13 protein-coding genes are annotated in these 12,694 nt (G+C 67.2%); 6 read left to right on the top strand and 7 right to left on the bottom strand.

Features of this window, described 5'->3' with window-relative positions; genetic code table 11:
* Nucleotides 1-88: 88 nt before the first annotated feature.
* The 3 genes from SriyCCGPB3_RS20555 to SriyCCGPB3_RS20545 form a co-directional block, all read right to left on the bottom strand.
* Nucleotides 89-1,264, bottom strand: coding sequence for a lytic polysaccharide monooxygenase (locus SriyCCGPB3_RS20555; protein WP_153854790.1), 1,176 nt, complete (start codon nucleotides 1,262-1,264; stop codon nucleotides 89-91).
* Nucleotides 1,265-1,442: 178 nt separating this feature from the next.
* On the bottom strand, nucleotides 1,443-2,615 hold the full coding sequence (locus SriyCCGPB3_RS20550) for a lytic polysaccharide monooxygenase (protein ID WP_153854789.1): 1,173 nt from the start codon (nucleotides 2,613-2,615) through the stop codon (nucleotides 1,443-1,445).
* A gap of 233 nt (nucleotides 2,616-2,848) precedes the next feature.
* Nucleotides 2,849-3,334 carry a DUF1203 domain-containing protein gene (locus SriyCCGPB3_RS20545; RefSeq protein ID WP_153854788.1) on the bottom strand — a complete coding sequence of 162 codons (486 nt, stop codon included), beginning with the start codon at nucleotides 3,332-3,334 and terminating at the stop codon, nucleotides 2,849-2,851.
* A gap of 153 nt (nucleotides 3,335-3,487) precedes the next feature.
* On the opposite strand from SriyCCGPB3_RS20545, the gene SriyCCGPB3_RS20540 reads away from it, so the two are divergent.
* The 4 genes from SriyCCGPB3_RS20540 (at nucleotide 3,488) to SriyCCGPB3_RS20525 (ending at nucleotide 8,209) form a co-directional block, all read left to right on the top strand.
* Complete coding sequence (locus tag SriyCCGPB3_RS20540; RefSeq protein WP_153854787.1) at nucleotides 3,488-4,690, top strand: GGDEF domain-containing protein; 1,203 nt, start codon at nucleotides 3,488-3,490, stop codon at nucleotides 4,688-4,690.
* Between the two features lie 68 nt (nucleotides 4,691-4,758).
* Nucleotides 4,759-6,285 carry an alpha/beta fold hydrolase gene (locus SriyCCGPB3_RS20535; protein WP_153854786.1) on the top strand — a complete coding sequence of 509 codons (1,527 nt, stop codon included), beginning with the start codon at nucleotides 4,759-4,761 and terminating at the stop codon, nucleotides 6,283-6,285.
* On the top strand, nucleotides 6,282-7,028 hold the full coding sequence (locus tag SriyCCGPB3_RS20530) for an ABC transporter ATP-binding protein (RefSeq protein WP_153854785.1): 747 nt from the start codon (nucleotides 6,282-6,284) through the stop codon (nucleotides 7,026-7,028). The genes SriyCCGPB3_RS20535 and SriyCCGPB3_RS20530 overlap by 4 nt, the downstream gene beginning before the upstream one ends.
* Nucleotides 7,025-8,209 (top strand): ABC transporter permease, encoded by a 1,185-nt coding sequence (locus tag SriyCCGPB3_RS20525; RefSeq protein ID WP_153854784.1) that lies wholly within the window; start codon nucleotides 7,025-7,027, stop codon nucleotides 8,207-8,209. The genes SriyCCGPB3_RS20530 and SriyCCGPB3_RS20525 overlap by 4 nt, the downstream gene beginning before the upstream one ends.
* A 72-nt stretch (nucleotides 8,210-8,281) precedes the next feature.
* Here the strand turns inward: SriyCCGPB3_RS20525 and SriyCCGPB3_RS20520 are convergent, their stop codons facing one another.
* Nucleotides 8,282-8,710, bottom strand: a complete 429-nt coding sequence (locus SriyCCGPB3_RS20520; protein WP_032129133.1) for a hypothetical protein — start codon at nucleotides 8,708-8,710, stop codon at nucleotides 8,282-8,284.
* Between the two features lie 67 nt (nucleotides 8,711-8,777).
* Nucleotides 8,778-9,563 (bottom strand): AraC family transcriptional regulator, encoded by a 786-nt coding sequence (locus SriyCCGPB3_RS20515; RefSeq protein WP_153854783.1) that lies wholly within the window; start codon nucleotides 9,561-9,563, stop codon nucleotides 8,778-8,780.
* 77 nt (nucleotides 9,564-9,640) lie between these two features.
* Here SriyCCGPB3_RS20515 and SriyCCGPB3_RS20510 point away from each other — a divergent pair, with 77 nt between their 5' ends.
* Nucleotides 9,641-9,895, top strand: a complete 255-nt coding sequence (locus SriyCCGPB3_RS20510) for a hypothetical protein (protein WP_153854782.1) — start codon at nucleotides 9,641-9,643, stop codon at nucleotides 9,893-9,895.
* An 83-nt stretch (nucleotides 9,896-9,978) separates the two neighbouring features.
* Here the strand turns inward: SriyCCGPB3_RS20510 and SriyCCGPB3_RS20505 are convergent, their stop codons facing one another.
* Both SriyCCGPB3_RS20505 and SriyCCGPB3_RS20500 read right to left on the bottom strand, forming a co-directional pair.
* Nucleotides 9,979-10,980, bottom strand: coding sequence for an energy transducer TonB (locus SriyCCGPB3_RS20505; protein WP_153854781.1), 1,002 nt, complete (start codon nucleotides 10,978-10,980; stop codon nucleotides 9,979-9,981).
* 201 nt (nucleotides 10,981-11,181) lie between these two features.
* Nucleotides 11,182-11,802, bottom strand: a complete 621-nt coding sequence (locus SriyCCGPB3_RS20500; RefSeq protein WP_110714074.1) for a TIGR00645 family protein — start codon at nucleotides 11,800-11,802, stop codon at nucleotides 11,182-11,184.
* 112 nt (nucleotides 11,803-11,914) lie between these two features.
* Between SriyCCGPB3_RS20500 and SriyCCGPB3_RS20495 the strand changes: the two genes are divergently transcribed.
* Entirely contained in the window at nucleotides 11,915-12,604 is a 690-nt protein-coding gene (locus tag SriyCCGPB3_RS20495) for a glutathione binding-like protein (protein WP_153854780.1), read from the top strand.
* Nucleotides 12,605-12,694 lie beyond the last annotated feature (90 nt).

Below are 12,694 nucleotides of genomic sequence, written 5' to 3'. Positions count from 1 at the left end.
GGCAACCGCATGGACCCTGGTAGTGCCGGCCGCTCGCCGGCAACCCCATGAACCGGAGGCGGCATCACGCCGCCCCCGGTGTCCTGTCTCAGTACGCGATCCAGGCGTCGCGCCAGGCGAAACCGGTGCCCGGACGATAGGCATCGGCATTGATGTTGCACCAGGCGCCTTCCGGGAACGGGCGGCAGGCATACAGCTTGCCGTCGGTGCCCTTCACCACGGTCTCGCCCGGCGTGTAGCTGCCGAGGCCGGCCGGGTAGACGAAGTCGAAGTCGCCGCCCGGCGGATCGACCGGATCGATCGGGCCCGGACCCGGTACCTGGGTTTCCAGCTGGAAGCGGTTGCCCGGCTTCAGGTACACGCGGTTGTCGGTGGCCGAGGCGACCGGCGTGATCACGCCGTTCTTCATCACACCCACGCGCGCATGCTGTGCACTGGCATTGACCTTGCGGGCCAGGGCCAGCGGCCACTGCGTCGGACTGGTCTGGCCAGCGGCCAGCTGGGTTTCCACACGCTCCAGGTCGTTGCCGTTGGCATTGAACACGCGCAGGGTCACGGTGCTGTCCACGTCCAGTGCGCCGTTGGCGGTCACCGCGCCGGCATCCTGCCACTGCGGCGGCGGAACCACGCCACCGCCACCTTCGAAGCGCACGTCCATGCAGGTGTAGAACGCCTCCTGCGAATCCGAGCGCTGCCAGGTGTTGTAGATGATGTGCTGGCCACTGCGCTTGGGCAGCGGGCAGTCCAGCTTGTAGACACCGCCTTCGGACAGCGGCACGTTGCCCAGGGTGCAGAATTCCTGCAGGTCGGCCCAGCGCAGCGGGCTGCCCGGTTGCCAGCCGTCACGGGTGACATAGAACTTCCACTCGCGGGTGGCGTGCGGTGCCGGTGCCTTGAACTCGAAGGTGTAGCGGCCACGCGAATCGGCGCGCACCGGCGTGGTCGGCCAGTCGCTGCGATTCAGATCGAGGCCGCGGTACTTGGGGATGCTGGCGCTGCACAGTTCGCCATCACGCACCAGGTCGCGGTGGTTGCCATTGGCGTTGCCGTGGGCGATTGCACTCCAGTCATAGAACGGCTGCGCGCCGCCGATGGCCTTGGCCGCGGCACAGGCCGGGTTGGTCGGGTTTTCCGGATTGCCTTCGTGGCACTGCTTCACGCGGCTGAGCGGCTTGGACATGGTGCCGTGGGCGAGGGCGCTGCCGGACAGGGCCAGGCAGGCAACGACGGACAGAGCGAGGACTGCCCGGTGGGACAGGTGCATGCAGGAACTCCTTTGCGAAGTGTGGGAAACCTCGCGCAGTCTTCACATGCAGGGCCGTCGGCAACATCGGACAAGTTTGAAATCGATGAAGGCCGTGATCGATCTGCAACACGGTGCTCACTGTGCCGCCATCCGGGCGAAAGGCGGTGCACAGTGCACCGCCTCCCGCATCACTGCCTCAGTACGCGATCCACGCATCACGCCAAGCCGCGCCGGCACCCGGCCGATAGGCTTCGGCGTTGACGTTGCACCATGCACCTTCCGGGAACGGGCGGCAGGCATACAGCTTGCCGTCGCCGCCCTTCACCACGGTCTGGCCCGGCACGTAGCTGCCGATACCGGCGGGATACACGTGGTCGAAATCACCGCCCGGTGATGGCGTGCCGGGGTCGGGCACCTGGGTATCGAGCTGGAAGCGGTTGCCATCCTTCAGGTACACGCGGTTGGCGGTGGCCGAGGCCGTCGGTGTGATCACGCCGTTGTTGAGCACGCCCACGCGTGCGTGCTGGGCGCTGGCATTGACCTTGCGGGCCAGCGCCAACGGCCACTGTGCGGCCGCGGTCTGGCCACTGGCGAGGGTCTCTTCCACGCGTTCGACATCATTGCCGTTGGCGTTGAACACGCGCAACGCCAGGGTGGTGCCGACCGGTAGCTCGCCGCGCGCGGTGACCGGGCCGGCATCCTGCCACTGCGCTGCGGGCGGGGTGCTGCCACCGCCTCCTTCAAAGCGCACGTCCATGCAGGTGTAGAACGCCTCGGTCGAATCCGAGCGCTGCCAGGTGTTGTAGATCACATGCTGGCCGCTGCGCTGTGGCAGCGTGCATTGCAGCTTGTAGGTGCCATCGGCCGACAGCGGCGTGTTGCCCAGCGTGCAGAACTCCTGCAGGTCGGCCCAGCGCAGCGGGCTGCCCGGTTGCCAGCCGTCGCGGGTGACGAAGAAGCGCCAGTCGCGCGTGGCGTGCGGTGCGGTCGCCTTGAACACGAAGGTGAACTTGCCGTTGGCGTCTGGCTGGATCGGTGTGGTCTGCCAGTCGCTGCGGTTTACATCCAGCCCGCGGAAGGTCGGGTTGTTGCCGCTGCACAGCTTGCCGTCGGGCACCACGGCCTGGTGGTTGCCGTTGGCATTGGCCTGGTTGATGCCATTCCAGTCGTAGAACGCCTGCGAACCGCCCACCGCTTTCGCGGCGGCGCAGGCCGGGTTGGTCGGGTTCTCCGGATTGCCCTGGAAACAGGCATAGACGCGGCTGACCGGCGTGGTCATGGTGCCGTGGGCGAACGCGTTGCCGGCCAGGCACAAGCCCGCAGCAGCGAACGAGGTGGCCAGCAACAGCGGTGTGGATCGGAATGACATGGCGCATCCTTGTGGTCGTCGAAAGGGAACGGTGACCGCAGGAGCTGCGCTGCACGGCGGACTTTCGGCGGCACCACGGCGAGTATCGAGTCGCGATGCAAGGGGCGGAACCACCGAAGCGCCGATCCGTGACTGGGGGTGTGAAGCCCTTCCCGCAGGCTTCACGTGGGGCTGAACGGATGCGTTGGCGGTCACGGGATCGGCGTGGCATCGATCACGTCGTGGAGATCATGCTACGTCGGCGCCATACCCACTCGATCTGCCTGGCACGAGAAGCAGCCGTGGGCCGCGTTGTGCAGCTGCACGAAGGCCACGGCAGGGTCGGCAAACAGCGTGTCCAGCCGGGCAGCAACATCAGTGCCCGCGCTGATCTCTGCGGCCAGCATCAATGCAGCCTGGTCATAGGCGCGCAACGAGATCGTACGGCGCTGTACATAGGCGGGTACCTCACCCGGCGGCAGCACGCAGCGCGTTACGCCACGCTGCACGAAGATCGGACCCGAGGCGTGATAGGGCGAGTGCAGGGGCAGGTGCACATGGGACAACAGCAGCAGCTCGCTGCCGCTGGGTGGGTCGCTCAGGCTGATCCGGCAGGGATGGCCGCCATTTTCGCCGGCCCAGCGACGCTGGATGCCCAGCGCGGCGAGTTCGCGCTCGCTTTTCTCGAACAGGTGCTGGAAGGGGCGATGGTCCAGGCCACCGAGGTACCACGCATGCATGAGCGTCTCCTTTGGTTTCCGCGGAGTCTGCGTGGGCATCGGCGGCGATGCTCGCCGTTTTCCGACCTCGCATCACGCCGGGCCGGACAGCGCCATGGCGACTGCACCACAAGGCGCTAAGATGCGCGCGCCGCCCCGGCCGACGAGCGCCGCATGTCCCTGGATTTCCCCACCATCACCGTGCTTGGCTTCCTGCTCTGCATCGGCATCGCCGTGGGGTTCTCGCTGCTGCTGGTCGTGCTGCGCGGGCAACCGGTGCTGCGCCAGTGGACCATCAGCCTGTGGCTGCTGACCCTGGGCGTGACCCTGCTGGCACTGCGGCCCTATCTGCCGCTGGCCCCGGCCGTGCTGGCCGGCAACGCGGCGATGGCCGGTTGTGGCCTGATGATGCTGCGCGGGGTGGCACTGCACCTGGAGCAGCCGCTGCCGCTGTGGCGGCCGCTGCTGATCGCGGCGGCGTTCATGGCCTGCATCTTCGCGTTCCTGGTGCTCTGGCCGAACCTGCACCTGCGCCTGCAGGTATTCAGTGTGTTCGCGCTGATCGTCGATGGCTGGATCGCCTGGTTGCTGCTGCGCCATGCGCCGGTGCAGCAGCGCACCAGCTGCCGGTTGGCGGCGTCGGTGTTCCTGGCCGAAGCCGCGCTGTATGCCGTGCGCCTGTTGCTGCCGGTGGCACCGGATGCAGGCGAGGACATCATGCGCACCGGATCGCCGATGTTCGCCACCTACATCGCCGGGGTAATGCTGGAACTGGCGCGATGTTTCGCGATGGTGCTGCTGCTGGTCGAGCGCATGCTGGTCGATCTGCGGCATGCCGCGCGCACCGATGGCCTGACCGGCCTGCTCAACCGCAGCGCGGTGCTGGCCGATGGCCAGGTGCAGTTGCAGCGGTCGCGCCGGCAGGGCCGTCCGCTGGCCCTGCTGCTGGTCGATGTCGACCACTTCAAGCGGATCAATGATCGCTGGGGCCACCTGGCCGGTGACCAGGTGCTGCGTCACTTCGCTTCGGTGCTGCAGCAAAGCACCCAGGGACGGACCCATCTGCTGGGCCGCTATGGGGGCGAGGAGTTCGTGCTGGTCCTGGCCGGCAGTACGTCGAGCGACGCGGTGGCGCTGGCAGCGCTGATCCGCACCCGCCTGCAGCGACATCCCGCCCTTCTGGACACGGGGCCTGTGCTCGTCACGGCCAGTGTTGGCCTGGCCATGGACGAGGGCCAGGGTGACCTGTCGACGCTGCTGGCGGCTGCCGATGCAGCACTCTACCGGGCCAAGGCCGAGGGCCGTGACCGCTTGGCCTGTGCCGTGCCGGCGACGATTTCGCCTTTGCCCATCGCCGCCGGCGCCGTGCCCGTGTAAGTTGGGTCACATCTTCCGCGGCAGCCCGTCGTGGTCGACAGGAACGTCCTCCAGGGGAAACGAGCACGATGCAAAGACACCACCTCGCGCTGGCCGGGATGCTGGCCAGCCTGATGCTTGCCGGGTGCAGCCAGTCACCGCCACCCGGCGCCGAAAGCGCCAACGATGCGCCCAGCCGCCGTTTCGGCACGATCGACTTCCAGCCCTGCACGCTGTCCACCGAAGGCGCCAGCGCCAACGTGGAAGCGCAGTGCGCCACCCTGCAGGTGCCGGAGGACCGGGCCCAGCCAGATGGCCGCAGGATCGACCTGCGCATCGCCTGGCTGGAGTCGGGCAACAGCGGTTCCAGCCAGCCCGACCCGGTGTTCTTCCTGGCCGGTGGCCCGGGCCAGGCCGCCAGCGAGGTGGCGGTCATCGTCGATACCGCGCTGCGCCAGGTACGCAAGCAGCGTGACGTGTTCCTGATCGACCAGCGCGGCACCGGCGGCTCCAACCCGCTCAGCTGCCTCGGCGCGGACGGCAAGGACCTGCAGATGGACGAGGACGCCGCTCCCACCGAGGCGTCGCTGCGCGACTACGCGCAGCGCTGCGCGGCCTCGCTGCAGGGGCGTGCCGATGCACGCTTCTACACGACCACCGAAGCCATCGCCGACCTGGATGCGGTACGCCAGGCCTTGGGCGTGGACCGGATCAACCTGGTCGGCGGGTCCTACGGTACCCGCGTGGCCCAGCGCTACGCCGGCGCCTATCCGCAGCACACCCGCAGCATCGTCATCGACGGCGTGGTGCCGAACGAACTGGTGGTCGGTGGTGACTTCGCCACGACGTTCGAGGATGCGATCGCCCTGCAGTCGGCGCAGTGCCGCAAGGATGCCAGATGCAGCAAGCGTTTCCCGACCGATACCCGCGCGCAGGTGCGCAGCGTGGTGGAGACCCTGCGCCGTGCGCCGGTCTCGGTCGAGTACCGCGACCCCGGCACCTACGATATCCGGAAAGACGTACTGACCCCGGACAGCGTGGTCGGCCTGGCGTTCGCGTTTTCCTACGTGCCGCAGTATTCCTCGCTGCTGCCGCTGGTCCTCGATGAGGCCGCACAGGGCCGCTATGCACCGTTGGCATCGCTGGCACGCGGCGCGAACCGCAGCATGGATTTCCAGATCAACCGCGGCATGCAGTGGTCGGTGATCTGCAGCGAGGATGCACCGCGCTACCACGCGCCGGCCGAGGATCCCGAGCGCCTGTTCGGCAACGAAGTCGCCAGCGCCTTCTTCGCCGCCTGCCCGGTGTGGCCGCATCGAGCGGCAGCGGCGGCCGCTGCAGTGCCGTTGCGCAGTGACGTGCCGGCGCTGCTGCTGTCCGGTGAACTGGACCCAGTGACACCGCCGCGCTACGCCGAGCAGGTCCTCAAGGGCCTGCCGAATGGCCGGGCACTGGTCGCCCGTGGCCAGGGCCACGGCACGCTGACCGCCGGCTGCATGCCGCGCCTGCTCGGCCAGTTCATCGACAAGATCGATGCCAAGGCGCTGGATGCCGGCTGCCTGGACACGCTGAGCTACGTGCCGGCGTTCACCTCGTTCAATGGATGGGAACCATGATCGTCGCCGACAACCTGCACAAGGCCTTCGACACCCGTACCGGCCGTATCCAGGCGGTGTCCAACGTCGGCTTCCGCGCCGAGGACGGCCGCATCACCGGCCTGCTGGGCCCCAATGGTGCCGGCAAGACCACCACCATGCGCATGCTGTACACGCTGATGACCCCTGACCAGGGCAGCATCAGCGTCGACGGGGTCGATGCCGCACGCAACCCTGTAGAAGTACGCCGCCACCTGGGCGTGCTGCCCGACGCGCGCGGTGTCTACAAGCGCCTGACCGCACGCGAGAACATCACCTACTTCGGCGAACTGCATGGCCTGACAGCCGAGCGCATCCGCGAACGCATCGAGGTGCTGTCGCACGCGCTGGACATGGGCGACATCCTCGACCGCCAGACCGATGGTTTCTCGCAGGGCCAGCGCACCAAGACCGCCATCGCCCGCGCGCTGGTGCACGACCCGCGCAACGTGATTCTCGACGAACCGACCAACGGCCTGGACGTGATGACCACGCGCGCACTGCGCCGCTTCCTGCTGGGCCTGCGCGAAGAGGGCCGCTGCGTGATCCTGTCCAGCCACATCATGCAGGAGGTGGCCGCGCTGTGCGACCACATCGTGATCATCGCCAAGGGCACGGTGATGGCCGCCGGCAGCGCCGATGAACTGCGTGCGCAAGCCGGCGAATCCAACCTGGAAGACGCGTTCGTGAAACTGATCGGCAGCGAAGAGGGCCTGCACGCATGAGCATGATGTCGACCCTGATGACGGTGATGCGCAAGGAGCTGCGCGATCTTTCCCGTGATCGACGTACGCTGCTGCTGACCCTGCTGTTCGGTCCGCTGTTGTACCCGGTGCTGCTGCTGGGCATGGGCAAACTGGCCGAGAGCCGGGTACGCACCCAGATCGAACAGCCGCTGCAGATTCCGACCATCGGTGCGGAGAACGCCCCCAACCTGGTGCGCTTCCTCGCCGCACAGGGGCTGAATACCGCGCCGGCACCGAAGGACCTGCCCGACGCCATCCGCAGCCAGGAGATCGACGTGGCGCTGCGCATCAGCGAGGACTTCGGCAAGGACTGGGCCGATGGCAAGCCGGCGCTGGTGGAGGTGATCAAGGACAGTACCCGCCGTGCCGCTGAAGTGCCCAGTGCGCGTCTGGAGGCGGCGCTGGCGACCTACAACGGCCAAGTGGGCGCGCTGCGATTGATGGCGCGTGGCATCGACGCGCAGGTGGCGCGGCCGCTGGACGTGGCACGCCAGGACCTGGCCAGTGCCGAAGCCAAGCGCGGCATGATCCTGTCGATGCTGCTGCCGGTGCTGCTCACGCTGACCTCGTTCATCGGCGGCGCCTATCTGGTGATGGATGCCACCGCCGGCGAGCGCGAGCGGCAGTCACTGGAACCGCTGCTGGCCACGCCCGGCTCGCGCAGCGCGATCGTCAGCGGCAAGATCGCGGCTGCCTGCGTGGTCGGGTTCGTATCGCTGCTGCTGACCCTGGTGGCGTTCAAGGTGAGCGCACAGATCGCGCCCGGCAACATCGGCCGCCAGTTCAACATGAACGTCGCCTCGATGCTGCAGATGCTGCTGGTGATGCTGCCGATGCTGATGATCGGCACCTCGCTGCTGACCTTCCTGTCGGCGGCGGCCAAGAGCATGAAGGAAGCGCAGAGCCACATGACCTGGCTGATGCTGCTGCCGATGATGCCCGGCTACGCGCTGGTGGCCTATCCGCTGAAGAGCGAGCTGTGGCAGTACGCCGTGCCGTTCCTGTCGCAGAACCAGATGCTGTTGAAGGTGATCCGCCACGAGACCATCACGCCGTCGGTCTGGGCCATCTATCTCGGTGCCAGCCTCGGCCTGGCCGCACTGCTGTGGTTCGCCGCCGTGCGCCGTTACCACAACGAGCGTCTGGCGATCTCCGGCTGACCGCCACTGGTAGCGCCGGGCCATGCCCGGCGGATTTGAAACGAGGCCCGGTCATTCCGGGCCTCGTTGTTTTCAGGATTGCGTTGCCTGCCAAGCGGCGAAGCGTTGGGCGATCACCGGTGCCAATCGATCAAAGTTTTCCCAGGTATCGGCGACGTGGTACAGCGACGGGACCTCGGCCCCCAGCTGTTCCTCATAGTCTTCGAGATACTGGCCATTTTCGAGGTCGTAGTACGCAGCAGTGAACGCGTTGGCTTCATCACTGATCAGGTCATCGACGAATTTGCCGTCGCTGCATTGAAGCAGGAGCAGGCCTGGCGTCGTACTACGTTCCCGCAGCGCCTGCAGGTCTTCTTCTGCGTCCTCGGCGAGCTCTTCGCTTGCCATGCCCTGTAACAGCAGCCATGCCAGGTACATGCCGATGTGAGTGGCACCGGCCTCAGCCGGAAGATCCGAAGGGAAGTCACCCCCGGAATGCCAGCTGGCGTCGTCGTACTTCATCGGTTCTCCTCCTGAGTTTGGAAAGTAGCTTAGGTCGCGAGGGTAGACAGCGGGAGCGTTGAATGCGTCATCCGCCGGCATACCGCGCAGGCGTCACCCTCATCTCGCGCTTGAACACGGCGATGAAGGCACTGGGTGTGTCGTAGCCCATCGACAGCGCGACGCTGATCACCGGCTCGCCGGACAGCAGGCGTGGCAGCGCCAGCAACACCCGCAGGCGTTGCCGCCACTGACTCAGCGTCATCTGGGTCTCGGCCAGCCAGTGGCGGGCGAGACTGCGGCTGGACAAACCGGTGCGGGTGGCCCAGTCCTCGATGCTGCGGTTGTCGTGCGGTGCGCGCGCCAGCGCGGCCGCGATCCGCCGCAGGCGTCGGTCGCGCGGTTGTGGCAGGGCAAGTGGCAACGGCGTGCTGGCGCCGATCTCATCGGCGATCACTCCTGCCAGCCGCGTCTGTGCGGCATCCAGTGCAGCGTGTGGCCATTGCAGTGCGCGCATGACGCTCGCCTGCAGCAACGCATCGGCCTGGAAGATGCGAGGGGTCGCTGGCAGATCGGCACAGGCGGGCGCACTGAAGTACAGGCTCCAGCCATCGAACGCACTGGTGCTGGCCAGTGCATGGGGCAGCAAGGGTGGAATCCAGGCGACATGCCCCGCCGGCAGCAGCCAGTGCAGATCGCCCACTTCGATCCGCAGCAGGCCCTGGTGTGCACCCAGCAGCTGGCCACGGGCGTGCTGATGACGGGCTGTCCGTCGCGGACGGCGCAGGCGTAGCTGGGCTGCCAGCAGCGCCGGTCCGTCGCTGGCATTGGCCAGTGCCGGGTCGATCAATACGATGGATGTCTGATCTGCCATACAGGTTGGCAGTTATACGGCAGAACCGCCATTGCGGGGCATCCACACTGGAGCCCTCATTCAATCGAGCAGCCCCCATGCAGCCACAGGACATTCTTCCGGACCATCAGAACGAGGTGCAGGTAAATGGCCTCACCGTGCGCAAGGGCAGCGTCGGTGCCTTCCTGGCCAGCGTCCGTGACTGGCAGGATCCCGCCAGCGATGATGCCACCCGCGCCACCGCCGAAGCCGACCTGCGTGCGCTGCTGCCGGGCCTGCACGCACTGGGCCTGTTTCGGGTGCTGGCCGCGCGTGATCCTGCGCTGCAGGATCTGATCGAGGGTGCAGCCTGAAACGGACAAGGCCCGGACGGACCGGGCCTTGGCGTCATGGCGTGGGCGGAAACGACTTAATCCCCTCCGTCCCCTTTTTGCGGTCAGCCGCCGCCGGGAGCGAACACCAGCGTGCGGCGGGTGGTGACCGGTGCGCTGATCGGCTCGAAGCGCCAGCGCTTGACCGCGTTCATCGCTTCGCGATCGAAGATGCGTGACGGTGTCGCGCGCAGCACGCGGGCGTTGACTACCGAGCCGTCAGTGCCGACGGTGATTTCCACCAGCACTTCGCCGGAGGTGCCGGCACGCAGCGCTTCGGCCGGATAACGCGGCGCCGGCGTGCTGACCGGTCGCAGGGTCGGCGCGGCGGTGGCGGCAGCCTGGCGCGCGGCGCTGGCCTGCTGCGCGGCGGCCTGCTGCTGCTTCTGCTCGGCCTCGCGGCGGGCAGCGGCCTGGCGCTCGGCTTCCTGACGCTCGTTGTCGCGGCGCGCGGCGTCCTGTTGCGCGGCAATCTGCTTGGCCGCATCGGCCTCCTTGGCACGCTGTTCGGCCAGGCGCTGCTGCTCGGTCTGCTGCTTGCTGCGGTCCTCGGCGTCCTTCTTCGCCTTCTCTGCCTCTGCTTCGGTGCGCTTGGCGGCGTTCTGCACGCCCTTGGCCAGGCCTTCCTTCAGGCGCGGCAGGGCCGGCGCGGACGCATCCACCTTCTCGATCAGCGCCACCAGGCGCTGCGCTTCGGTGTAGTCCTCGCGGCCCAGGTGCTGTTCGGCGGCGATCAGGGTGTAGGGCAGCAGGTCGGTCAGCGCGCTCTTCACCGAGGCGTCGTCCGGGGTCTTGTCGCGCAGGGCGAGGTAGTACTCGATGGCGTTGTCGCCGGCCGGCGCGTACATGCGGTTCTCGCGCAGCGCCTGGCTGGCCGATTCACGCAGCTGCTCGGTGCCCATCGACTGCACCTTGGCGGCGACCACCGGTGCGGCCGGTGCGGCGGCGGGTGCACTGGCAGGTGCGGGTGCCGGGGTTTCTTCCTTGCCCGAGCAGGCGGCCAGTGCCAGTGCCAGGGCAACCGGCAGCCACCGGCGCGCGGCGGTGATCGTTGAGACGTGCGACATCCTGCTCCCCTCTAGAAGACGACGTGACGTAAATCATTGATATGCATGGCCGGGACCAGCGGTCCGGGCACGGAACGATGACGTTTCCCGACGCCATCGCCGGCAACGGCGAGGGTGCAATCTAGCATCCCGGCCACCGCCGCGCGCAAGGGGCGGTGGCCGGGACGCGCAGCGGTGGTCATGCCGCCGCCGGCGACGAGATCAGTGTTCGTGCGCCTTGTCGTGCGACTTGCTGTGGCTGTTGGACATCAGCTTGTCGGTCCAGGCGATGCCGATCGCCGACAGGATGAACACGCAGTGGATGATGGTCTGCCACAGCACGCCATCCGGAGTGAAGGTCGAGCAGGTCTGCTCGCCGATGTTGGCTGCGGCCGATGCCATTCGTTCAGGCGGGCACAGCGGGATGCCGTTCAGTGCACCGCTGGCGATGAAGGTCTTCAGCAGGTGGATCGAGGAGATGCCGATGATCGCCATCGCCAGCTTCACTTTCAGAACGCTGGCGTTGACGTGGCTCAGCCATTCCGGCTGGTCCGGGTGGCCTTCCAGGCGCAGGCGCGAGACGAAGGTTTCGTAGCCGCCGACGATCACCATCACCAGCAGGTTGGAGATCATCACCACGTCGATCAGGCCGAGCACGATCAGCATGATCTGCTGTTCGCCCATAGTGGCCGAATGCGAGATCAGGTGCCACAGTTCCTTGCCGAACAGGAACACGTAGACGCACTGGGCAACGATCAAACCCAGGTACAGCGGCAGCTGCAGCCAGCGCGAGGCGAAGATCAGGGTGGACAGGGGGGAGAGCGGCGGTCGGTTTGCACTCATGCGGGGGATGCTGCGTTGCGGGGGAGTGGCGAGGTTACTGGCCCGCCATGACGGTGCCAACCCAACTCTCGCACTAGACTTCAGGTTCCTTTCCGCACCCCGAGCCGCCGCCATGATCGACCTGTATTACTGGCCCACCCCGAACGGTCACAAAGTGACCCTGCTGCTGGAAGAAGCCGGCCTGGAGTACCGCATCCACCCGGTCAACATCGGTTCGGGCGACCAGTTCAAGCCGGAATTCCTTGCGATCTCGCCCAACAACAAGATGCCGGCCATCGTCGACCAGGCCCCGGCCGATGGCGGTGCTCCGCAGAGCGTGTTCGAGTCCGGTGCGATCCTGCTGTACCTGGCCGAGAAGACCGGCCAGTTCCTGCCCCGCGACCCGCGCGGCCGCGTCACCACCCTGGAGTGGCTGTTCTGGCAGATGGCCGGCCTGGGTCCGATGAGCGGCCAGATGGGCCACTTCAATGTGTATGCGCCGGAGAAGATCCCGTATGCGATCGAGCGCTATGACAACGAAGTGCGCCGCCTGCACGGGGTGATGGACAAGCGCCTGGCCCAGCACGCCTTCCTGGCCGGGGACGAGTACACCATCGCCGACATGGCCAGCTACCCGTGGATCGGCGCCTACGACAAGCTGCCGGTGGATTTCGCCGCCTTCCCGAACCTCAAGCGCTGGCATGAAGCGATCGCCGCACGCCCGGCCACCCAGCGCGCCTATGCCCTGCGCCAGCAGGTGAACCCCAACGCCGGCAAGCCGCTCAGCGACGAAGAGCGCAAGCACCTGTTCGGCCAGCGTTGACCCGCCGCGGGGTCGGATCCCTTTGCAGCGCAAAGGGCTCTGACCCCAGCACCGCGGCATGGGCAGAAGGTCATGCTGCCTTCCCGCACG

This window comes from Stenotrophomonas riyadhensis, from assembly GCF_040256885.1.
Taxonomy (GTDB): domain Bacteria; phylum Pseudomonadota; class Gammaproteobacteria; order Xanthomonadales; family Xanthomonadaceae; genus Stenotrophomonas; species Stenotrophomonas riyadhensis.
Note: the sequence above shows the minus strand (reverse complement) of the source record. Positions and strands in the feature narration are given on the sequence as shown.